This is a genomic window from Mycobacterium colombiense CECT 3035 (assembly GCF_002105755.1).
GTDB classification, from domain to species: domain Bacteria; phylum Actinomycetota; class Actinomycetes; order Mycobacteriales; family Mycobacteriaceae; genus Mycobacterium; species Mycobacterium colombiense.
Genome location: NZ_CP020821.1, coordinates 1,124,214 through 1,146,068, shown reverse-complemented (window position 1 = coordinate 1,146,068; position 21,855 = coordinate 1,124,214). Strand labels below are relative to the sequence as shown.

The following is a 21,855-nucleotide window of genomic DNA, read 5'->3' as shown; positions in this document are numbered from 1 at the left end:
TCCAGAGAATCAGCGCGGACAGCCGGTGCTGACGGTGCTTGACGTCTACCGTGAACCCATGACAGGTATCACCGGCTTCCTTATCGACGCCGTCGGTCCCGAGGATGCCGTTCGGGTTGTCGGCGGCAACATCAAGAGATTCCTGGGAATCCCCGCATGACCAACTCGGTTACCGCTCGCGCCTCGGTGCTCGACATTCCCGACGAACCGGACTGGGTCCGGATGCGTACCGAGATCGGGGCGCGGCTGCGATCCGCCATGGCCGAACACGGTGTCGACGCGCTGATCCTGCTGATGAACGGCTACGTCGGCTATGCGACCGGAGCCAGCTGGCCGCTCCTGGACGCGGGCCTGTCACACGTGGAGCGCCCGGTCGCCGTCGTGCTGGCCGACGACGTGCATCCGCACCTTTTCATGCCGTTCCGCAGCGGGGCGTCCGCAGAGTATCCCGTGCCCGACGACCATCTGCACGGTCCCGCCTACCTCGAATTCGACCATGGCGTACAGGATTTCGGGCGAAAGCTGGCCGGGCTCGTTCCGCCGGGAGCAAACGTCGCCGTCGACGAACTCACCGGCGCGATGCGGCGGGCGGCGGGCACGCTGTTCCCCGCGGGCGCGCCGACCGACGCGGCGATCGTGGTCGGCGCGGCGCAACTGGTCAAGACCCGCGACGAGTTGTCCTGTCTGCGCCGGGCGGCCCGCATCACCGAACGGGCGATCGTGGACGTGCAGGAGGCGTTGAAACCCGGTGTGCGACAGATCGATCTCTCGGCCACCTTCGTGCGCCGCGCGTTCGAACTGGGCGCCACCACCAACATGCTGGAGGCCATCTGGCAGGTGATGCCGAGCTCGCGGGAAGCCGGAGTGTGGACGACGCACGGCGATCTGGCGTTGCCGCTGCTGCCCACCGATCGTGAACTTGCCGCCGGCGACGTGCTGTGGACCGATATCAGCATCACCTACCACGGATACTGCTCCGACTTCGGCCGTACCTGGGTGGTCGGCGCGGCGCCCACGCCACGCCAACAAGACCAGTTCCGGCAGTGGCGCGCCATTGTGGACGCGGTGCTCGCGGTCACCAAAGCCGGTGCCACCTCGGGCGATTTGGCTCGCGCGGCGATCGCGGCCAACGGCGGTCGCAAACCGTGGCTGCCGCATTTCTACCTGGGCCACGGCATCGGCACCTACCCCGCCGAAGCGCCGATGATCGGAACGGACCTCGGCGAGGAGTTCGACGACAACTTCGTCTTCCCGCCGGGCATGGTTCTGGTGCTGGAACCCGTGGTCTGGGAGGACGGCACGGGAGGCTACCGCAGTGAGGAGATCGTGGTGATCACCGAAGACGGCTACGCGCCGATCACCGACTACCCGTACACCCCTATGGCGACTGAAGTTCTGCCCGACGCAGCCGCGTTGCGGTCGGGCCGCAGGGAACGGGCGCTGGCCCAGATGGATGAGCACGGCCTGGACATCCTGGTGCTCGGCCGGCAGGCCAACATCCGTTACGTCACCGGCGCTCCGCAGCTGTGGATCGCCGGCACCCGCCCGTTCGGTCCGATGTGTGTGCTGGTACGTGCCACCGGGGACATCTACCTCAACAGCACCGACGACGAGGGCGTTCCGGAAGAGATCGGCCACGACCACCTTTACGGTCTGGCCTGGAACCCGATGACACTCATCGATGTCCTGCGCAAGGTCGACGGCGCCGATGCGGCGCGACGGGTCGGGACCGACGCGATCACACCGACTTTCGCGGCGCTGCTGCCCGAGGCGTTTCCCCATGCCGAGCTAGTCGACGCCGAGCCGGCGATGCGTGCGGCGCGGCGCATCAAGACGCCCGGCGAGATCGCGGCGATGGATCAGGCCCTGCGCGTCGCCGAACACGGGTTAGCCACCGCGCTGGGCGAATTGGCGCCGGGTGTTTCCGAGCGGACGCTGGCCGGGGCGATGATGGAGGCGATGGCCGCGGGCGGGGTGAGCACGCCGGCCACCCAGGACGCCGCATGGGTCACCTCGCCGGATCAACCGTGGCGCCGCGCGGCCGCTCACGAGGTCCGCACGGGTGATCTCGTCGCGTTCGCCGCAGGCGCCCTGGTGAATGGCTACGTCGCCGAGGTCGGCCGAACCTGGCCGGCCGGCGACGGCGTCACCGCCGAGGCACGCACGCTCTTCGAGCGCTCGAAAACGTTGTACGACAGCATGCTTGCCGCGTGCCGGCCGGGCGCACCCACCCGCGATCTGCTCGCCGCCTATGAGGAGGCCGGGGAGCCGGTGCCGCCGATGCCGGTGGCGCACGGGCTCGGGCTGGGCTTCGACCCGCCGGTGGTGTCCGAAACGCTGCTGGCCGCAGGCGAACACGACGTGCTCGAGGCCGGGATGGTGCTGGCAATCACCGGCTACGTGTGGCAACACGGCGTCGGCGCGGTGTTCCGCCGCGACACCGTGCACATCACCGGGGGCGGGGTCGACGTGCTGACGCAGAGCCCGACCTGGGGCGACTAGGCGATGACGACCTAATCGGCCCTTTCCAGGGTTGAGCCGCCAGTGACAATTAACTCAAATCTCCTGTGCCACTGTGGTTCCAGTGGTCACATCGACGCGTCTTTTGTCGGTGGGCATCGCTAGTTTGGCGGTGTGAGTGGTCAGCAGGATGTCGAGGCGGCGTTTGATGCGCTCGATGCTGCTTGGGATCGCTTGTGCGCGTTGAACGTCGAGGCGCTGGGTCCGCGCCAACAGTTGGCGGTGTTGGAGCGCTGTGAAAGGCAGCGCCGGCGCATCCCGGCCCTCGAGCATCCGCTGATCAATTCCCTGGCCCGCCAGGTCCCCTCCGACGAGCTTGGCGCCACGCTGGCCCACGCCATCGCTGAGGCCACGCTGATCAGCCGGTCCGAAGCCTCTCGGCGCATCAGGGAGGCTCGCGACTTGGGTCCACGCCACGGCCTGACCGGCGAATCCGTGCCGCCGACGCTGGCTGCCACCGCGGCAGCCCAACGCGACGGCACGCTCGGCACTGGCCAGGTGGCGGTGATCCGCAAGTTCTACCACCAGCTGCCGGGCTGGATCGACATGGCGACCCGCGAGCGGGCCGAGGCGAAGCTGGCCACGGAGGGAACCCGGTATCGGCCCGAACAACTCGGCAAGCTCGCCGACCTCTTGGCGGATTGCCTCAACCCAGATGGGAACTACAGCGACGAGGATCGGGCCCGGGCGCGCGGCCTGACGCTGGGTAATCAGCAAGCCGACGGCATGTCGGCGCTGCGGGGCTGGCTGACCCCGAAGCCCGCGCCACCTTGGAAGCCGTGCTGGCCAAGCTCGCCGCGCCGGGGATGTGCAACCCCCTGGATGAGACGCCGTGTGTGGATGGGGCGCCCAGCCAGGAGGCGATCGAGCGCGATCCGCGCTCGGCGGCCCAACGCAGCCACGACGGACTCAACGCCGCCCTGCGTGCCGTATTGGCCTCCGGAAAGGTGGGCCAGCACAACGGTTTACCGGCCTCCATCGTCGTCACCACCACGCTGCAGGACCTCGAGGCCGCCACCGGACGCGGCTTGACCGGCGGCGGCACCCTCCTACCGATGAGCGACGTGATCCGCCTGGCCCGCCACGCCCACCATTACCTGGCGATCTTCGACAAGGGCAAAGCCTTAGCGCTGTATCACACCAAACGGCTGGCCTCACCCGGCCAGCGAATTGTGTTGTACGCCAAGGACCGCGGCTGCTCAAACCCGGGCTGCACGGTGCCCGGCTACTACAGTGAAGTCCACCACGTCACCGACTGGGCTACCTGCCACACCACCGACGTCAACGACCTGACCTTCGCCTGCGGACCGCACCACCGCCTCCTGCAACCGGGTGGCTGGATGACCCGCAAAAACACCAAAGCCGACACCGAATGGGTCCCACCCCCGCACCTCGACCGCGGCCAACCACGCACCAACACCTTCCACCACCCCGAGAAACTGCTGCATGACCGCGACGACGACGTGCCCTAGGCGACGCGCCCTTCCTCGGCCAGCGCCTCGTCGAGCAGGTCGCCCATCGGATGGCGCTGCCACAGCAACAGCAGGTTCGACAGCATCTGCAGCGGGGCGCGCACGCCCTCATCGTCCTTGATCCGAGGGTCCATCCGGCTCGTCGGTGCGATGTCGAAACGCCTACGTGTCAACGCCGGCACGTCCAGTAACCAGGCCACGCCCATCACCGCCGCATACAGCAGCGTGTGCCGGCGTAGCCGGCCCGGATCCAGGCGCGGACCGCCGCTACGCTCGAATTCCGCGACGAACAATTCCAACAGGTCGTCGAGGTGGTTATCCCACATGTCGTTCTCGGCGCCCGACATGGCCCCCCACAGGGCCATACCCACGTTCATCTGGCTGACGCATCCCCAGTCCATCAGGCCGCAGCGCACAGTGCCGTTGCCATCCCGCCAGAACCACGCGTTGTCGATGTTCGCATTCCAGTGGCACAGCGCGATGTAATCGCCGTCGCCGGCCAGGTGATCCGCGACCTCGTCCTCGAACAGAGCCAACCGAGGCGCCTCGTCGGCCAACCGGGCCAGGAACTGTGGCGAGCCCACCCCGTCGGGCACCAGCCCGGGGTTGGCCGCGACGAATTCGGCCAGTCGGTTCACCTGCCGTTGCAGCTTCTCCATCGACAGCGGACGCCGCTCGCCCACCGTCGCGGCCGCCACATCGAGGGGAAAGTGCGCGGCCTGTGCCGCGGGCAGCCGACCGGACCGGTGTGTGCCGGCCAACCGCGCCAGAGCGGTCAGCAGCGCGCGGTAATGCCCCACCGGATCGGGCATCTCGTAGTCGAGGCACTTGTGATATTGGGGTTCGATCCCGTTGGCGCCGAAGCCGATTCGCTCGGTGATCAAGATTCCGGTACCGCTTCGGGCGTGGTAATCGGCGAACTGCGGGCTCGGAACCGCGATGGGGAATTCGGGCGCACGCGCCAACGAGGCGAACCGGACCTCGGATGCCATCTGGGTCTTTCCGCGGTCGCGCACCGGATTGTCGAGATCGCGGGAGAACTTGACGAACAGATCGGTGTGCAGAGTCGGTGCGGGCCGGTCGTATTCGACCGACAGCATCACCTTGCGGCCCGTGCTGCCACCGCCGATCTCCCGGAATTCGCCGATCCGGGCGACGCTGTTCTCCACCAGCACGCCGGAGGCCCGAAACGCGTTGGTCAGGAACGACGCTCCCCCGCTGAGCAACGCGGCGGGGTCCACCGGCAGCGGCAATCCGTGGTGATCGCCGGTCACCCACTCCGGGTCCACGCCGCTACCAGGTCTGCTCGGCCGAGCGCACCAGCATGTGGTTGACCGCGACGCGCCGGTCGCGCGTCACCATGAACAGCACGGCATCCGCGATGTCCTCGGGTCGCAGCATCACCATGCCGGCGGTCTGGCGTTCGAACGCCTCGCGTGACGTCTCGGCCAGGTGGCTGAAGATTTCGGTGTCGACGGTTCCGGGGCCCACCACGCCGACCCGGACCCGCTTGCCGAGCACCTCCTGGCGAAGACCCTCGCTGAAGGCGTTGACCCCGAACTTGGTCAGCGAATACACCGCCGTGTTCGGCCTGGCCACCCAGCCGGCGGTGGAACTGATGGTGACCAGGTCCGCCACCCCGCGCGGCGAGTCGGCGGCCGCATCGATCAGGTGGGGAAGCGCCGCGCGGGTCGCATAGAGGACGCCCTGCACGTTGACGGCCACCATCTGGTCCCAATCCCGCAGCGGCGCCTCGATCGCGGGTGCCGACTGCATCAGGCCCGCGTTGTTCACCAGGATGTCGAGGCGTCCCAGCTCGGCGACGGTGCGCTGCACCGCGGACGCCACCCGTTCGGCATCGGTGACGTCGGCGGTCACCACGAGCGCTGTGCCACCGGCGGATTCGATCTCGGCTTTCAGCTCCGCCAACCGGTCGGCGCGGCGCGCGAGCAGGGCCACCGCCGCGCCCTGGGCCGCCAGCGCTCGGGCCGTCGCCGCGCCGATGCCGCTGCTGGCGCCGGTGACCAGGGCCGCTGTTTGCGCCAGCGTCGTCATGTTCCGGGTCGCCATGTTCCGCCCATCGGTTGTTTGCCGAGTATCTCGTGAAGAACGTAGTCGGTGTCCTCGCCCAGGTCCGGCGCGCCGCGCGAGATCCGGGCCGGCCGCGCCATCCGCCAGGACGGACCCAGCACCGGTCGCTGGCCCTCGCGGTGATCGGTGACGAAGCGGTACAGCTCGCGGTCCCACAGCCGTTGATCGGCAACCACATCCATCGAGGTGGCGCTCTTGGCGGCCGGCACCCCGGCCGCGCGCAGGCGCTCGGCGAGCCGCTCCGCGTCCTGGCCCCGGGTGAGCCGGGAGAGATCCTCGTCGAGCACGTCGGCGTGCCGGTGTCGCGATTCACGTGTGGCGTAGCGGGGCTCGTCGGCCAGCGGCGCCGCCCCGAGCGCCTCGCACAACCGCCGCCATTCGGAGTCATTCGCGACGGCCACCGTGAGCCACCCGCCGTCGGCGCACGGGTAGCAACCGTGCGGGCACATGTCGGGGTTGGTGTTGCCGCTGGGACCCAGTGGTCGTCCGGTCAGCGATTGCTCCAGCAGGCAGTCACCGATCATCGAGGAGAGGGTCTCCACGGCCGACACGTCGACGAATTGCCCGGCGCCGCTGAGCTCGCGATGCAGCAACGCCACCACGGCGGCGTAGGCGGCGGCCGCACCCACCGTCGAGTCGCCGTAGCGCATGCTGGTCCCGAGCGGCGGCCCATCGGGATAGCCGACCAATGATGCCGGACCGGCCAACGCGGCAAAGCATGGGGCATAACCGGTTTGGTGGCCCAGCGGTCCGTCGTTGCCCCACATCTTGATCGACACCGAGATGACGTCGGACTTGATCTCGGCCAGCCGTTGGTACCCCAGGCCCTGACGCTCCATGGCGCCCGGGCGCAGGTTGTTGATGACGATGTCGCTGCGGGCGATCAGCTCGCGCAGCCGCGCCATACCGTCGGCCGACTTGATATCGAGGTCCACGCTGAGGATTTCGGGGTTGATGCTCAAGAAGTAGGGAGCGTGGTTGATGTCGGTGCCGCCGTAGGCGCGCATCTCCTCGGGGTTGCCGGGCGTCTCGACCTTGATGACTTCGGCGCCCAGCATCGCCAGCAGCTTGCCGGCGTACGGACCGGCCCATACCTTGGTGAGCTCGACGACCCGCACGCCTTCCAGCGGACCGCCCCGGGCGTCCCTGGGTGGCTTCAGTTGCGCCGACTTGACCGTCGGCCGTGCGCGCGGGATGTCGACGCTTTCCATCACCGACCGGGTGTGCTCGCCGAGACCCGGTGCGGCGCTGGCGATTCGCGCGGGCGACGCGCTGAGCGCGTACGGCACGGTCGGATACGCCGCTTCGCCCAGCACCGGATGGCGAATGCGCTGGAAGAAGCCGCGATGCCGGTATTGGGGCGAGTGATGCAGGTCCGCGGCGCCGTTGACGGGCACCAGCGGCACGCCGAGGCGCTGCGCCCGTTCGGCGGCCTCCTCCTTGCGCAGGCCGGCGACCCAGGCGGCGAAGCCGCGCTGAAACGCGGTGACCTTCTGCGCGGTGACGGAGAACTCCAGCCAGTCGTCCTCGAACTCATCGAGCCAATCGGGATGGCCCAGCAAGGTTTTCACCCCGGACCAGTGCGCGCCGCTGGTCATGTAGAGGTAGACGAAGCCGTCGGCACAGGCGAAGAACGAGGCCGGCCCGGCCTGATCGAAATCGCCCCGCTCGCCGCCGGCCGGCACCTCCCCGGTCACGAACCGGCCCAGGATGCAGTCGGCGCGAGAGACCAGCACGGCCTGCTGGGAGATGTCGATGAACTCGCCCCGGCCGGTGTGCAGCCGTCCCCACAGCGACGACGCGACACACAGCGCCGCCTCCAGTCCGGCTTCGTAGTCGGCCAGGAAGCGGCCCGGACCCTGCAGCGGAGGCTTACCGGGGTCCGGGTGGCTCGGGGTGTGATACCCCCACCCGCTCGCGTGGAACACGTTGATGCTCCGGGCATTATCGAACTCCGCGGGCACCCCGTGGCCGTACGGGGTGATCGAGCAGAAGACCACCGACGGGTAGAGCGCGGACCGGTCCGTGGCCCGGCCCTCGATGACCGCGTCCGCGGTGTCGATCAGCCGGCGCAGCCGCTCCGCATCGACCTCAGAGCCGAGATCGAGGACGGCGGAGCGCTTGTTGGTGTTGAGGTAGGCGAACAACGCGCTGCCGTCGCACCCGTCGGCGAGGAGCGGTGCCATGGCGCGGGTCGCGCTGCCGCGCTCCGGCGCCTCGATCTTGATGACCTCGGCGCCGAAGTCGGCCAGCAGCTTCCCGCAGTACTCCCCCGCGACGGATTCGGCTAACTCGACGACCCTGATACCCGTCAGCGCGGACATGCACGCCCCGCCAAGTCGGTCAGGGCTTCGCGCGGCCCGAGCGGCTCAGGCGCCACTCCGGCGGGAAGTTCATGTCGTTGTCCTTGACCACGTTGTTGAGGCCCTTGTTGAAAGTGCCTTCGGTGAGGTCAACTTCTTGCGCGTCGTTCTGGATCATCGGCAGCATGCCCTCGACCATGCCGGTCAGCAGGCTCCCGAAGTATTCGCCCTTGTGCTGCTTGTACAGCTCGAGGAAGGTCTTCTGCACCGCGACCGTGTCCGTTGGGCGCGACCGTGAGCATGCCATGGCGTATTTCTCGGTCTCGGATTCCAGCTGGTCACGCGGCACGACGCTGTTGACGAAGCCGCAGTCGTACATCTCCTTCGCGCTGAACGGCCGTCCGGTGAACAGCATCTCGGAGAACTTGCGCAGACCCATGGTCTCGGCCCACCACCACAGCCGCGGTCCCCAGCCCACGTACCGGAAGGCGGGGTGCCCGAACAGTGCGTCGTCGGAGGAGATCACCAGGTCGGCGTCGCCGGCCTGGTAGAAGTGCCACCCGTAGCAGTAGCCCTTGGCCTCGATGATGCTGATCTTCCGAAGTTCCTGCAGCGGACGGTTTCCGGCGCGGGCCTTGGCATAGAAGTCGGTGACGGTGGACAGGTAGCGGTACGAACCACCCGGCGGGTACTTGACGTCATCGTCGTTGATCGCGAGCTCGTGATGCAGTGGGAGGCCGGGGTTCTCCAGCATCGGGCGCTGCTCGGGCAGGTCGCCGCCGCTGCCGAAATCCTGTCCCTCGCCGCGGATCACGACCACCTTGACGTCGTCGTCCACGTTGCACTTGTGGATCAGGTCCGCGTAGTTCTGCCGCATGCCCAGGCTGGTGGCGTTCTGCGCATCGGGACGATCGAAGGTGATGTAGGCGATCCGGTTCTTCTTGTCCTTTTCGAACTTGATGTACTGCTCGGCTTCCTTCTTCAGCTCTTCGTAGTCATATTCCGGCATGGGCTTCTTCTTTCACTTGGGGTTAGCGCCTATTTGAGCAAGCTGCCCGCATCGACGGGAAGCGAAACGCCGGTGACGTAACGCGATTCGTCAGAGGCGAGGAACAGGACAGCATTGCTGATGTCGGTGGCTTCCACCCAAGGCACCGGCAGTGTGTGCATCATTTGCGAGATGGGCGCGAAGTCGTCCGGTCCGGGATTTTCCAGATCCGGGCGAAACAGCCGATAGGTGTTGTCGTTCATCACCATCGTGGTGCTGACCTGGGTGGGCAGCACCGAGTTGACCCTGATCATGTGCGGGCCCAGCTCAACCGCGAAGGCCCGCATCAGGCCGATGACCCCATGCTTGGCGGCGATGTAGTGGCCGGTGTTCGGGTACGCCTTGCGGCCGCCCACCGAGCTGGTGAGCACGATGGATCCACCGCGGCCACCCGAAAGGACATGCGGCACACCCGCTTTGACGGTGTGCCACACGCCGCTGAGGTTGATGTCGATCATGTCCTGCCACACGTCCTCGCGGATCTTGTGCAGCTTCCTGCCATCGGTGCCGACGCCGGCGTTGGCGACGATGATGTCGAGACGACCGAGTTGTTCGACCCCGCCGTCCACCGCCGCCTTCAGCGCGTCGTAGTCGCGCACGTCCACCTGGGCGGTCACGATGCGCCGGTCGAGGTTCTTGACCAGATCCGCCGTCTCGGCAAGGTCTTCCGGCGTCGAGTGCGGGTAGGCCAGGTTGTCGATCGGCCCGCAGACGTCGATCGCGATGATGTCGGCGCCCTCCTGCGCCAGGCGGACGGCGTGGCTGCGACCCTGCCCGCGCGCGGCGCCGCTGACGAAAGCGACCTTGCCCTCGACCCGGCCGGTCATCAGGGCACCAGCGACGGCATGCACTCCCACCCCCGGACCGTGGAGGTCGGGCTCAGGACTGCGTTGGTCAGGTCGATCTCCCACTCGGGGAATCGTTTCAGGATCTCCTCCAGCGCGACGCGGCCTTCCAGGCGGGCCAGCGCCGATCCCAGACAGAAATGGGTTCCCATGCTGAAGGTGAGGTGTGGGCGGACGGTGCGATGAATGTTGAAATCGCCCGCGTCGGACCCGAACTGGGCCTCGTCGCGGCACGCCGAACCGATCAGCATCATCATCACGCTGCCCTCGGGCACAGTCTGGTCGTGCACGGTGACGTCGCGGGTCACGTAGCGCGACACGTGCGGCGCCGGCGGCTCGTAGCGCAGCAGCTCCTCGATGGCCTGCGGGATGAGCGCCGGATTCTCGACGAGGTCACGGCGCTGGTCGGGGTGTTCGGCGAGAACTTTTCCGGACCAACCGATCAGCCGCGTCGTCGTCTCGTTGCCGGCCCCGGCCACGACGTTGAGGTAGACGAGGATCTCTTCGCGGGACAGCCGCCGTGTGGTGCCGGTTTCGTCCACGAATTCGACGTTGAGAAGCTCGGTCATGATGTCGTCGGACGGATGCTCGCCGCGCCAGTCGATGTAGGCCTCGAATTGTTCACCCACCGCCAGGCCATGCTCGGCGGCGCTCATGGGCTTGCCCGCCTCGGTGCGCAGCTGGGCGTTGCCCCGGTCGCGGATGTACTCCTGGTCGTCTTCCGGAATGCCGAGCAGCATGCTGATCACCTTCATCGGCATCTGCGCACCCAGGTCGGTGACGAAGTCGAAGCGGCCCGATCCCACCAACGGATCCAGCAGCTGCGCGCAGAAGTCGCGGATCATCGGCTCGAGCGCGGCGATCCGGCGTGGCGTGAACATGCGCGACAGCAGTTTGCGATGCACGTCGTGGATCGGCGGGTCCTCGAAGATCAACATGCCCGGCGGGATTTCGAGGTTGGCCTTGATCAGTTCCAGGATCGCGCCGCGCGCGGAGCTGTAGGTCTCGTGGTCGACGAGCGCCTTGCTGACATCGGCGTAACGGCTCACCGCGTAAAAATCGTATTCGGCGTTGTAATAAAGCGGCGCCTCTTCGCGCAATCGCGCGAACATCGGATACGGGTCGGCGATCAACCCGACATCGTAGGGATCGAACCGAACATGGCTATCGGTGCTCGCCGTCACGAAAACCCTCCTACCGCTGCAGTTTTAGACGCCCGCATGACCTGCACCAGGGCTAGCGCTGCCAGCGTCGCAGCGCTGGATTCGGTCGGGGCAATTTATACACTCCGCTTAATTGCGTCGTTCTGACTTCTGCACAAGCTCCGCGGAAAGCGACGCATGAACGTGGGCTTACTCTATTCTCGTAGAGAACCATACAGCCCGTGCCGTGGCAAGAGCCATAGCCCCGCATGACGTGTCCCGGCGGCGTCCTCACGCGGACCCGGCCGCCGTGCTGCGCACTACCCGCAGACCGCCGGCCTGGGTCAGCCGCCCCTTGTCGGAACTCTTCAAGATGCCGGCGGCGATCGCCGACAGGATCCCGTCGAGCTGCTCGGCGCTGTCGATGATCCGGTCGCCGTGGGCGAACCGCTGCAGCAGGCCGTTGATGAACGTCAGCGTGACGTTGCTCAGGTCGTCGACGACGGCCGGATCCAGCTCGGCGCCGTGCGGCATGAGCTGCACCAGGATCTCCCGGTGCAGCTTGGTGAACTCGTCGGTGGCCTGCTGCAGGATCGCGGCCAGCGCGGGATCGCGGGTGGCCTGCATGGTCAGCTCGTAGCGTGCCCTGGTCCGGTACAACTGCGGATCGCTGCCGGCCTGGATGACCACCTGCGACAACCGCGACGGCGCGTGATCCCCGCCGTCGCCGTCCGAGCTGTCCGCGATCGCCTGCAGTTCGGCGAGGTCGAGCTCGGCCGAGCGCTCGGCCACCGCGCGCAACAGCGCGGACCGGGTACGGAAATAGAACGACGTGGTGCCGTCCGGCACACCGGCGGCGCGGTCGACCTTCAGATGGCTGAGCCCTTTGGCGCCGTCATCGGCCAACAACTGGATCGCCGCGTCGCACAGATCGCGGCGGCGCTCAGCGGGGTTGGGCTTTCGGCGTTTATCCATAGTCTTCTCGACGGCGACAGTCTTCTCGACGGCGACCTTACTCTATATTCGTAGTGTCAGTAAAGAACGCGTTTCCGTGCGCGCCGGAATGCCGCATGTGTGCAGGCCAGGCCGCTGCGGCAGCCCTCGTCGAATTGTGCGATTTCGACGCGGCGCGCCGCCGGGCGCCAAAGAAATTGCGGTGCAGGAGTTCCCGTCGCACCTGGAATCGACGCCCCTGCAGGTAGAGTGCGCTGACGATGATTCACCGATTCAGCGCGCGTGGTGCCGCCGCCTGGCTTGGGTCTGCCGGGCTGCTCGCGGCGGCGCTGTGTGGCTGTCAACAGGCGCACAAGCCCGCGCCGCCCACCTCGTCGACCACCGCGCCGCCCGGCACGACCGCGCCGTCACCCCCGCCGCCGCCGGTCGTGAAGATCGCGCCGCTGCCGGTCCGTCCGGTGACGAAGTCGCAGCCGACGACGCCCGCCGTGAAGTGCCCGGCCACCGATCCGAACGCTCCGGTTAAGCCGACCGACGCCCTCACCACCTGTGACATCGGGCGGACCACCGTTTACACGTTGGGCCCCGAGACCACGCAGCTCGGCCTCGTCCGCGTCGACCCGCCAAAGGCGTTGACCGCGGACTATTACGAACTGACGCTTGTGCTGGATCCGCCGTCGGCGGCAGCGTGGGCCGCATTCACGGGCGCGCATCTGCAGGACCACGTGGCCTTCCTCCGGGACAACATGGTCCTGGAGGCGCCGATCATCGAACAGCCCGCCACGTCCGGGCGGATCGTGCTCACCACCCAAACGGCCCAGGGCGCGGCACAATTGGCCCAGCTGGTAGGTCGTCCCGGATGACGGCCTCGGGGCGCGCGGACCGCCTCGGCATCGGCATGCTCAGCGTATTCGGGCTGCCCCCAATCGAATTGGTGAATCTGGCCGCGGACCTGGGTTGCCGGTACGTCTCGGTCGCCGTGCAGGGGATGCCGCTGGTGCCGCTGGGCTATCCCCCGTTCTCGTTGCGGGACGACGCCGTTCTGCGGAAGAACCTGCTCGCCGCGATGGGCGATCGGGGCGTGAGCGTCTCGCTCGGCGACGGTTTCCTGGTGCGGCCCGGCGCCGACGTGAGCGCGCTGGGCGGCGACCTCGACGCGCTGGCCGAGCTCGCTGTGCCGCGGATCAACGTGGTCAGCCTGGACCCCGACCTGCCCCGAACGCTCGACCAGTTCGCCGCACTGACCGAGCTCGCCGCGCAGCGCCATATCGGCACGGTCGTCGAACCGGTGCCCGGCCTGACCATCGGCAACCTGAGCTCCGCGCTGGCCGCCACGGAATACGTTGGCCGGCCGGACTTCCGAATGTTGATCGACACCATGCACCTGGTGCGGTCGGGTGCCGGGGCCGCCGAGCTCGCTGCCGTCGACCCCGAGCGCATCGGCTACGCCCAACTCAACGACACGACGCTGCGGCCACGCGGCGACAACTACCTGGAGGAGGCCATGTTCGAGCGGATGGTGCCCGGTGAGGGGGAACTTCCGCTGCATGACCTGCTGTCGGCGCTGCCCGGTGACACCATCATCGAAATCGAGGTTCCCCGAAGATCGTTCGCGCTGGCCGGGGTGAGTCCTATCGACCGTCTGCGCCCGTGCGTCGAGGCCGCCCGCCGTTTGTTGTCACAGGGCCGTCCCGAAAAACCTGACGCAACCGGATAGCTTCGTTCCAACAGGTTCAACGCCGGTCACATTCTGCGGCCGCCGCGGGTCATACCTTCCGGATTCCGCGTGCGCGGGTGGTGCTGCAGCACTTGGGCTACCCGACCTACTTCAGTGTGTTGCTCGGTGTCTGGTATGCGCTGGGCGGTATCGCACTGCTCACCCCACGGTTTCCGCGGCTCAAGGAATGGGCCTATGCCGGCGCGACTTTCGTCTACACCGGCGCGGTTGTGTCGCACTTATCGGTTCACGATTCGGTCGCCACCGCGTTGCTGCCGGCTGTCTTCCTTGCTCTCACGTTCGGCTCGTGGACGATGCGGCCTACATCCCGCCGCCTTGCGGACCACGCGATCTGATCACGACCGAACCTTTGGGCAGCACCCTTTTTCGATTAGCCGTCACACTTTCACGTGGTGGCGGTTCATATCTGGTGAAACCGCAAAAGATGCAAAGGAGGCCGCACCATGGCCACTGCGTACTTCACACTGACAATCGTGACCGCCGCGCTGGTCGCCTTCTCCTCTTACGCACTGTCCTCGCGCCGCAAGTTTGTCATGGAGCCGATCGAGCGCTTGCGGGTGCCGCCGTCATGGTGGCCGTGGCTGGCGACCGCCAAGGCAGCCGGTGCCGCCGGCCTGGTCGCGGGCCTCGCCGTCCCGACTGTCGGTGTGCTAGCCGCAATTTGTCTGATCGTGTATTTCTCTGGAGCAGTGGTTATTTCAATATCACGGCGGTGGTACGCACACATCCCCGTTCCATTGACTTATGTTGCGCCGGCGGTTGCCACATTGGTGGTCGGCATGCTCGCGCGCTGGCCGCACTTGACGCTGCGCTCATGAGTGGTCCGAGACCTCCGGGCAGCTGAAAAATGCCGCACCAAGGAGACCCAATGCGACTAGCCATCCTCGACGGCGGACACCGGCAAGCACTCATCTGCCGCGGGCCGAACGGCGAATGTGGTCAACCGCGGCTCTCGCCCCAGCGGACAGCGTCGATCTCGATGACGCGGTCGTCGGCGATCGTGAACACCAGCATCGCGACCGGCCGGCCATCGATGGTGACCAATCTCCCGACTCGACCATTAACCAACACCGGGTGCAGTGCGGCACCGCGGGGGGCAAGGGCAAATCGGGACACCTGGGCGGCTCCGCGGTACTCGGCCTGTGGCAGGGCGGGACCGAAGTCGGCGCGCAGCACGATGTCTGGATCGAGCAGTTTGACGAGTGCGTCGAAGTCACCGGCCCGCGCCGCGGCGAAGAAGGCATCGACAACCTTGCGGTGACTGGCCACGTCAGTCGCCGCTGCGGCCAGACCGGCGTCGCGCACCCGACGCCGCGCCCGGCTGGCAAGCTGGCGGGCGGCGGCGGGCTGTCGTTCGGTCAGGCGGGCAATCTCGTCGAACGGCAACTGGAACGCATCGTGAAGCACGAAGGCTACCCGTTCGGCGGGAGGCAGCCGGTCAAGCACCAGCAGCAGGGCAAGGCCAACCGATTCCCCGATTAACGCTTCCTGCTCGGGGTCCAGGCCCTCGTCGGCGGTGATGATCGGATCCGACAGCTGAGTGCCAATCAGATCCTCCCGGCGGCTTCGGCGGGAGCGCAGCAGGTGCAGACATTCCCGGGTCACCACGGTGGTCAACCAGCCGCCGAGGTTATCGATCTGATCGTCGTCGGCGCGACTCAGACGCAGCCACGTGTCCTGCACGGCGTCGTCGGCCTCGGCATGCGACCCCAACATCCGATACGCCAGCGCGCGAAGCCGGGGGCGGTGCTCCTCGAACTGCCCCGCCAACCATTCGTTCTCATTCATCGCGAACGCCTTCCCGCTGCACGGTTCATAGTGGTGAACCCCTGCACGCCCAGAATGTGACAACGACGCCGCAATACCGGGCTGCGGACGGTGATGGCGACGCCTGTGGCAGACGTTCAGCTCGGGTAACGCAGCGGGAGACCTGCGGCGCGATAAATCGCATCGATGACGGTCATGTTGTCGATCGCGTCCTGCGGGGTGGTCTTCACCGGTTCGCCGCGCAGCACCGCCGCGGCGAACGCGTCCAGTTGATACGCATAGGAAGCCCGGCGCCCGAAACGTTCCGCCCGTTCGCCCCGCCGCGATCGCACCGACAGCCGATGGAAAGTCTGTGGCAGCACGGGATTCAGGATGCGCAGCTCACCGTGTTCGCCGATCACCCGGGCGCTGATCTGCAGCAGCCGCGGCGACCACATCGAGCAGCGCACCCGCCCGGTGTGGCCGGCCGGGAACCGCAGGTCGGCGGTCATGGCCCGGTCGACCCGTGGGTCGCGCAGTTTGGCCTGCGCCGAGACGACTTCCGGGGAGGGCCCGCCGAACGTGCGGGCCATGTGCACCGCGTAGCAGCCCGCGTCCATCGTCGCCCCGCCGGCAAGCGCGTAGTCGTAGCGGATGTCGGAGAACTTCGGCAGCGGGAAACAGAGCGCGGCCTGCACATGCCGCAGCGTGCCCAGCTCGCCGGAGGCGATGATCTCCTCGGCGCGCAGCGTCAACGGGTGGTAGCGGTAGTGGAAGGCCTCCATCACCACGCGGTCTGAATCCGCTGCCAGCTCGGCGATTTCGCGGGCCTCGGCCGCGTTGGCGGTGAACGGCTTTTCACACAGCACGTGTTTGCCCGCGGCGAGTGCGGCCCGGGTCCAACGCCCGTGTAGGCCGTTCGGCAGTGGGTTGTAGATGGCGTCGATGTCGGGATCGGCGATCAACGCCCCGTAATCCCCGTGCACCGTGGGGATGTCATGTCGTGCGGCGAACGCCCGCGCACGCGGCACGTCGCGGGCCGCCACGGCGGTGACGATCACCTCCGCGTTCTCCTTGGCGGGATCGATCAACGCCACCGGCGCGATGCTGGCCGCCCCCAGGATGCCGATGCGTATCGCGGAATCAGCCATCGCGGCCCTGCGGTCCGTACACGCCGCTGAGCTTATCGCCCGCCTGTCCAGCCGAGGTCGCCACACCTTGGTTTCCAGCTAGAGTCAGTGCATGGGGCAGGTAACGGACCGCTGGCGTGCCGCTCGGGTGGCATCGGCGTTGTACAACATGGCCGCAATGCATGACAGCGTCGCTGCGGTAGGCGCAAAAGCGTTGTGGGGCTTGACGTTACACGAACTCCTAGAAGATGTTCAGCGTGTCGGTGAAGCTCGCGCCGGCGCCCACGTGCTTGACATCCCGTGCGGTGGTGGATTTGCCTTTCGCGGCTTGCGCCCTGGGCAGGATTGCCGCTACGTGGCCGCTGACATTTCCCCGGACATGCTGAGGCGGGCGCGCAGTCGGGCGACTCAGTTGGGGGTGGCCGACCTGATGGAGTTCGCCGATGCCGATATCACAGCCTTGCCCTTCCAGGACAACACCTTTGACCTGGCATTGACCTTCAACGGCCTGCATTGTCTTCCCGACCCGCGAGCGGCGGTTTTCGAGCTTGCCCGCGTGCTCAAGCCGGGTGGGATTCTTCGCGGCAGCACGTGTGTACGTGGTCGCGGCCGGCGCCAGGATCGTTTTGTGACGGCGCTGCAGGCGGCTGGCTTTTTCGGGGATACGCCCCGGGCCGGTGACGTGCAGCGCTGGCTCACGGATGCGGGACTCGAAGTCTCGGTTGCGCGGCACAGCGGTTCAGTGGAGCTATTCGAGGCCCGTCACAATTGAACGTCGTACACCGAGATGGGATCCAGGATCACGCCGGTTTCCTCGACGTAGCGATCCCACAGCGCCAGCAGCTCGGCCAGCTTGTCGGGCCGCGCCTCGGCCAGGTCGTCGATCTCGCCGAGGTCGGAAGACAGGTCGTAGAGTTGCCAGCGGCCCGGCCCGTACGGTGCCGGGAGGTACAGCGCCTTCCAGTCGCCCTGCCGGATGGCGCGACGGCCGAACAGCTCCCAGCCTGTGCCGGTGCCCGCGTCGTGCACGCTCTCCGCGTTCCCGGTGAGGTAGTCCACCAGTGAGCGGCCGCGCATCGGGGCCACCTCGCGGCCGCGGTACGACGTGCCCGGGTGCGTGGCCCCGGCCAGCTCCAGCACGGTCGGCGCGATGTCCATCACGGTGCTGAACGCGGTGCCGATCTGTTGTTGCCGGGCGAAGCCGGGCCAGGTGACGAAGCCGGTCACCCGGATCCCACCCTGGGTGGTGAACGCCTTGTGCAGGCGCGACGGCGCGGTGGCGGCCTGCGCCCAGCGGGGGCCATACCAGATGAACGACGTGGGCCGGCCGAGATTGTCCAGGCTGTTGTCGCAATGCTTTTCGATCTGCGCGACGATCTGCGGACCGCGCAGCGGCATCGCCTCCACGATCGCGCCCTCGGCGCCGTTGTCGGACATGAAGATGATGACGGTGTTGTCGAGTTCGCCGCTGGCCGAGAGGTAGTCGATGACCCGGCCGACGTTGTAGTCCATGCGGTCGACCATCCCGGCATAGACCTCCATGCTGCGGGCCGAGCGCGCGCGCTGCTCGCCGGTCATGTCGGCCCACTCCGGTGCGCCGTCGGCCACCACCGGGTGTGCGACCACATCCGGCGGACACAGTCCGAGCCGCTTGAGCGCGGCCAACCGCTCCTCGCGCAGCGCGTCCGGCCCGGCATCGTAGCGACCCCGATATTTCGCGACGGATTCGTCGGGCGCCTGCAGGGGCCAGTGCGGCGCCTGGAAAGGCAGATAGGCGAAGAAGGGCCGGTCGTCCCCGGGCGCGCGCTCATCCAGATACCGCAGCAGGGTGTCGGTATAGGAGTCCGACGAATAGAAGTCGTCGCCGACGCTGACAAACTGGTCATCCTCGGTGTACAGCGTTGGCACGGGCGAGAATCCGCGTGCCCCCGAGCCGCCGTAGTGACTGGCGCCGGCCGGCAGCAGGGCGAACGAGCGCTCGAAACCGCGCGCCCACGGCGACGTCTCGATCGTGGCGCCCAGGTGCCACTTGCCCGACATCAGCGTCAGGTACCCCGCGTCGCGCAACAGTTCGGGCAGCGCGACCACCCGGTCGTTCAGATAGCCCTCGTACCCGGGCGCGCCGCGGAATTCCGGGGACGCGACCTCGAGCATGGTGCCGATTCCGGCGATGTGGTGGTCGGTCCCGGTCAACAACATCGCCCTGGTTGGTGAGCAGGCCGGTGCCGAGTGGAAATCGGTGAGCCGGATCCCCGCATGGGCCAGCCGATCGAGGTTGGGCGTCTCGATCTCGCCGCCGAACGCGCCGATGTCGGAGAAGCCGAGGTCGTCTGCAACGATCACAAGGAAGTTGGGGCGCGTCACAGTCAAGCATCCTGCCAGGTCGGCTCCCGCCGCGGATGCTGCCGCACCGGCCGGGCGCCGATAGGGTCGAGGCAGGCAGGGTTTACCGCGGAGCACAGGGAAGGGGCCTGGAGATGTTGGCGCAGTTTGGAATGTCCGTTCCGCTGGTGGCGGCCCCGATGTCGGGCGGCCCGACCACCCCGGCCATGGTGTCGGCCGCCACCCGCGCGGGCGCGCTGGGCCTGCTCGCGGCCGGATACAAGACCGTCGAGGCCACCGAGGCCGAGATCAAAGCCGTTCGTGCCGAGTCAATCCCATTCGGGGTCAACGTCTTCGCGCCGAATCCGGTGCCGGTCGACCCGCAGCGCTACCGCGCCTACGCGGCGATCGTCCAGGCCGAGGCAGACCAGTTCGGGCTGACGCTGCCTCCCGAACCCATCGAGGACAACGACAGGTTCGACGAGAAGATCGCGCTGTTGCTCGACGACCCGGTGCCGATGGTGTCGTTCACGTTCGGCATTCCGTCGCGGGACGTGATCGCCGCGCTGCGCCGCGCCAACAGCGTTGTGGTGCAGACGGTCACCACGGCCGACGAGGCGGCGCGGGCGCACGACGCCGGCGTCGACATGCTCGCCGTGCAGGCGGCCGACGCTGGCGGCCATTCCGGCACCCTCTCGCCACACCGGCCGTTGACGCCGGTCCCGATCGTCGAGCTGGTCAAGGAGGTCGTCGCGAAGGTGCCGCTGCCGGTGATGGCCACCGGCGGGCTGGCCACCCCCGGCGCGGTGGCCGAGGTGATCCGCGCGGGCGCGACCGCGGCGGCGGTGGGCACCGTACTGTTGCGCGCCACGGAGAGCGGCGCCTCCGCCACTCATCAGGCGGCCCTGGTCGATCCCGCCTACACCGAGACGGTGTTGACCCGCGCCTTCACCGGCCGCCCGGCCCGGGGCCTGCGCAACGCGTTCATCGACGCCCATGAAGCCGAGGCTCCGGCGGGCTATCCCGCCATCCACTACCTGACCAGCCCGCTGCGCAAGGCCGCCGCGGCGGCGGGCAAGCCGGACTACGTCCACCTCTGGGCGGGCACCGGATACCGGCACGCGACCGCGGAGTCCGCCGCCGACATTCTGCGCCGGCTGGCGTCCGGCCTGTGATCGGTCAGTACTCGAATCGGTTCAGCACGTCGTAGTGGCGACCGGCCGTCAGCCAGGTCAACCGGTAGATCAGCCGCACCGCGGCCGAGGGGATCCGGTTGTAGCCGGCCAACACGGGCGTCTGCTCGAGGAACCGCAACCGGGGATTCCAGGTCGCGATCTCGCGGACGTCCCGGATGCCCCACTTGATGATTCCCCTGGTGAAGAGCTTGGACAGTAGCGGGGCCAGCGCGGACAGCGTGTCGAAATGCATTTCGCCGCAAGTGAATTGGTCGGTCAGGCGCTGCAGCAACCGGCGAACCTCGTGCTCGTGCAGGTACATCAGCAGGCCCTCGGCAATCATCAGGGTCGGGCGTCCGGTCGGGACCTGATCCAACCACTGCAGTTCGGTCACCGACGAGCCGATCATCCGGTACCGGTCGCTGTCGTCGTAGAGCCGGCGGCGCAGCCCGATCACGCCCGGCTGATCGACGTCGAACCACGACACCGCCGGCGGGACATCCAACCGGAACGCCCGCCCGTCCAGGCCGCAACCCAAGTGCAGCACAACGGCATCCGGGTGCCGGGCAAGGAAATCCGCGCACCAGTCGTCGAGCTGCCTGGCCCGCAGCGCGACCAGGTATTGATTGGTCCCCGGCCACGACATCCGGTGGATCCTCTTGAAGTCATACGCGATCCTGTCCACCGCTTCCGCGGCCGCCCGATCCCCCAGAATCGGCCGCGCCGTGCGGCTCTCGTGCGCCCGCAGGTACAGCGTGACGAGGTTGGTCCACTCCACCGAACCCCAAGGGACGGAGCTGAAGTCGACTTTGTCCGTCGTGGTCATGGCTTCTTCCTTTTCCGGTACTCGTTCCACATCTGCATGAGCTGATCGCCGTAGGCCTGGGTGCAGAATTCACAGAAGTCGCGGAAGTCCTCGACGCGCCGACGCTGTTCGGCGCGGTCCTCACCCAGCACCGACAGCGCGAACTCCGCCGGTTCGATGCCCAGCCGCATCAGTGACAACTGCGTTTCCAGGACGCTGGTGAACCCGCCCGGCCTGACGCGGTAGAGGTGCTGACGGTTCGAGCTGGGCAGCCGCTCGACCATGCCGCCGTCCAGCAGTTGACGGGCGACGGTGCTGATCGACGCCTTGCTCACCGATAACACCTCGGCCAGCTCGGTCAACGACTGCTGCGGCGGTTCGCAGATCAGCAGCCAGCCATAGACCCGCCCCATGGTGCGGGTCGCACCCAGCAGCTCGAAGAACAGCCCGAGGCGGTCGACGAACTCGGCCTCTTCCGGAAACATAAGCCTCCAGTTCGTTCAGTACGTACTAAACGTAATTTACACCAATGGCACGGCCCGCGGAACTGCGTCCGGCACCGGA

The 21,855-nt window shown here is 67.5% G+C and carries 19 protein-coding genes and 2 pseudogenes; 9 read left to right on the top strand and 12 right to left on the bottom strand.

Features of this window, described 5'->3' with window-relative positions; all coding sequences use genetic code 11:
* Window positions 1–156: 156 nt before the first annotated feature.
* The 3 genes and pseudogenes from B9D87_RS05275 to B9D87_RS05265 all read left to right on the top strand — a co-directional run.
* A pseudogene (locus B9D87_RS05275) lies at window positions 157–1,380 on the top strand (M24 family metallopeptidase); the annotation flags it as partial.
* Window positions 1,381–2,502, top strand: coding sequence for a M24 family metallopeptidase (locus B9D87_RS05270; RefSeq protein ID WP_007771492.1), 1,122 nt, complete (start codon window positions 1,381–1,383; stop codon window positions 2,500–2,502).
* A gap of 132 nt (window positions 2,503–2,634) precedes the next feature.
* Window positions 2,635–3,992: pseudogene (locus B9D87_RS05265) on the top strand (HNH endonuclease signature motif containing protein).
* On the opposite strand, the gene B9D87_RS05260 reads toward B9D87_RS05265, so the two are convergent.
* The 7 genes from B9D87_RS05260 to B9D87_RS05230 form a co-directional block, all read right to left on the bottom strand.
* On the bottom strand, window positions 3,989–5,266 hold the full coding sequence (locus tag B9D87_RS05260) for a hypothetical protein (RefSeq protein ID WP_040630367.1): 1,278 nt from the start codon (window positions 5,264–5,266) through the stop codon (window positions 3,989–3,991). The pseudogene B9D87_RS05265 and the gene B9D87_RS05260 overlap by 4 nt on opposite strands.
* Window positions 5,267–5,285: 19 nt before the next feature.
* Window positions 5,286–6,047, bottom strand: a complete 762-nt coding sequence (locus B9D87_RS05255; RefSeq protein WP_040630370.1) for an SDR family NAD(P)-dependent oxidoreductase — start codon at window positions 6,045–6,047, stop codon at window positions 5,286–5,288.
* Entirely contained in the window at window positions 6,044–8,407 is a 2,364-nt protein-coding gene (locus B9D87_RS05250) for a CaiB/BaiF CoA transferase family protein (protein WP_007771496.1), read from the bottom strand. The genes B9D87_RS05255 and B9D87_RS05250 overlap by 4 nt, the downstream gene beginning before the upstream one ends.
* A 19-nt stretch (window positions 8,408–8,426) precedes the next feature.
* Window positions 8,427–9,395 carry an enoyl-CoA hydratase/isomerase family protein gene (locus B9D87_RS05245; RefSeq protein ID WP_007771501.1) on the bottom strand — a complete coding sequence of 323 codons (969 nt, stop codon included), beginning with the start codon at window positions 9,393–9,395 and terminating at the stop codon, window positions 8,427–8,429.
* 29 nt (window positions 9,396–9,424) lie between these two features.
* On the bottom strand, window positions 9,425–10,261 hold the full coding sequence (locus B9D87_RS05240) for a mycofactocin-coupled SDR family oxidoreductase (RefSeq protein WP_007771502.1): 837 nt from the start codon (window positions 10,259–10,261) through the stop codon (window positions 9,425–9,427).
* Complete coding sequence (locus tag B9D87_RS05235; protein ID WP_007771504.1) at window positions 10,261–11,463, bottom strand: cytochrome P450; 1,203 nt, start codon at window positions 11,461–11,463, stop codon at window positions 10,261–10,263. The genes B9D87_RS05240 and B9D87_RS05235 overlap by 1 nt, the downstream gene beginning before the upstream one ends.
* Window positions 11,464–11,712: 249 nt before the next feature.
* Complete coding sequence (locus B9D87_RS05230) at window positions 11,713–12,396, bottom strand: TetR/AcrR family transcriptional regulator (protein ID WP_007771505.1); 684 nt, start codon at window positions 12,394–12,396, stop codon at window positions 11,713–11,715.
* 239 nt (window positions 12,397–12,635) lie between these two features.
* On the opposite strand from B9D87_RS05230, the gene B9D87_RS05225 reads away from it, so the two are divergent.
* The 4 genes from B9D87_RS05225 (at window position 12,636) to B9D87_RS05210 (ending at window position 14,931) form a co-directional block, all read left to right on the top strand.
* Window positions 12,636–13,238, top strand: coding sequence for a hypothetical protein (locus tag B9D87_RS05225; protein WP_007771507.1), 603 nt, complete (start codon window positions 12,636–12,638; stop codon window positions 13,236–13,238).
* On the top strand, window positions 13,235–14,092 hold the full coding sequence (locus B9D87_RS05220) for a sugar phosphate isomerase/epimerase family protein (protein WP_007771508.1): 858 nt from the start codon (window positions 13,235–13,237) through the stop codon (window positions 14,090–14,092). Before B9D87_RS05225 ends, B9D87_RS05220 begins: the two co-directional genes overlap by 4 nt.
* 77 nt (window positions 14,093–14,169) lie before the next feature.
* The gene (locus B9D87_RS05215; protein WP_007771509.1) at window positions 14,170–14,448 is read left to right on the top strand and encodes a DoxX family protein; all 279 of its coding nucleotides are present in this window, start codon (window positions 14,170–14,172) and stop codon (window positions 14,446–14,448) included.
* Between the two features lie 108 nt (window positions 14,449–14,556).
* Window positions 14,557–14,931 carry a DoxX family protein gene (locus tag B9D87_RS05210; protein WP_007771510.1) on the top strand — a complete coding sequence of 125 codons (375 nt, stop codon included), beginning with the start codon at window positions 14,557–14,559 and terminating at the stop codon, window positions 14,929–14,931.
* A 121-nt stretch (window positions 14,932–15,052) separates the two neighbouring features.
* Here the strand turns inward: B9D87_RS05210 and B9D87_RS05205 are convergent, their stop codons facing one another.
* Complete coding sequence (locus tag B9D87_RS05205; RefSeq protein WP_007771513.1) at window positions 15,053–15,901, bottom strand: sigma-70 family RNA polymerase sigma factor; 849 nt, start codon at window positions 15,899–15,901, stop codon at window positions 15,053–15,055.
* A gap of 116 nt (window positions 15,902–16,017) precedes the next feature.
* The gene (locus tag B9D87_RS05200) at window positions 16,018–17,010 is read right to left on the bottom strand and encodes a Gfo/Idh/MocA family protein (protein ID WP_007771515.1); all 993 of its coding nucleotides are present in this window, start codon (window positions 17,008–17,010) and stop codon (window positions 16,018–16,020) included.
* Between the two features lie 91 nt (window positions 17,011–17,101).
* Between B9D87_RS05200 and B9D87_RS05195 the strand changes: the two genes are divergently transcribed.
* Window positions 17,102–17,761, top strand: coding sequence for a class I SAM-dependent methyltransferase (locus B9D87_RS05195; protein WP_040629911.1), 660 nt, complete (start codon window positions 17,102–17,104; stop codon window positions 17,759–17,761).
* On the opposite strand, the gene B9D87_RS05190 is transcribed toward B9D87_RS05195, so the two are convergent.
* Entirely contained in the window at window positions 17,752–19,353 is a 1,602-nt protein-coding gene (locus B9D87_RS05190) for an arylsulfatase (protein ID WP_007771518.1), read from the bottom strand. The two genes, B9D87_RS05195 and B9D87_RS05190, sit on opposite strands and share 10 nt — an antisense overlap.
* 113 nt (window positions 19,354–19,466) lie before the next feature.
* Between B9D87_RS05190 and B9D87_RS05185 the strand changes: the two genes are divergently transcribed.
* Complete coding sequence (locus tag B9D87_RS05185; protein WP_007771519.1) at window positions 19,467–20,486, top strand: NAD(P)H-dependent flavin oxidoreductase; 1,020 nt, start codon at window positions 19,467–19,469, stop codon at window positions 20,484–20,486.
* Between the two features lie 4 nt (window positions 20,487–20,490).
* Here B9D87_RS05185 and B9D87_RS05180 read toward each other — a convergent pair whose 3' ends face one another.
* Both B9D87_RS05180 and B9D87_RS05175 read right to left on the bottom strand, forming a co-directional pair.
* Window positions 20,491–21,312, bottom strand: coding sequence for a class I SAM-dependent methyltransferase (locus tag B9D87_RS05180; RefSeq protein ID WP_007771522.1), 822 nt, complete (start codon window positions 21,310–21,312; stop codon window positions 20,491–20,493).
* Window positions 21,309–21,776 carry a GbsR/MarR family transcriptional regulator gene (locus B9D87_RS05175; protein WP_007771524.1) on the bottom strand — a complete coding sequence of 156 codons (468 nt, stop codon included), beginning with the start codon at window positions 21,774–21,776 and terminating at the stop codon, window positions 21,309–21,311. The genes B9D87_RS05180 and B9D87_RS05175 overlap by 4 nt, the downstream gene beginning before the upstream one ends.
* Between the last annotated feature and the right edge of the window lie 79 nt (window positions 21,777–21,855).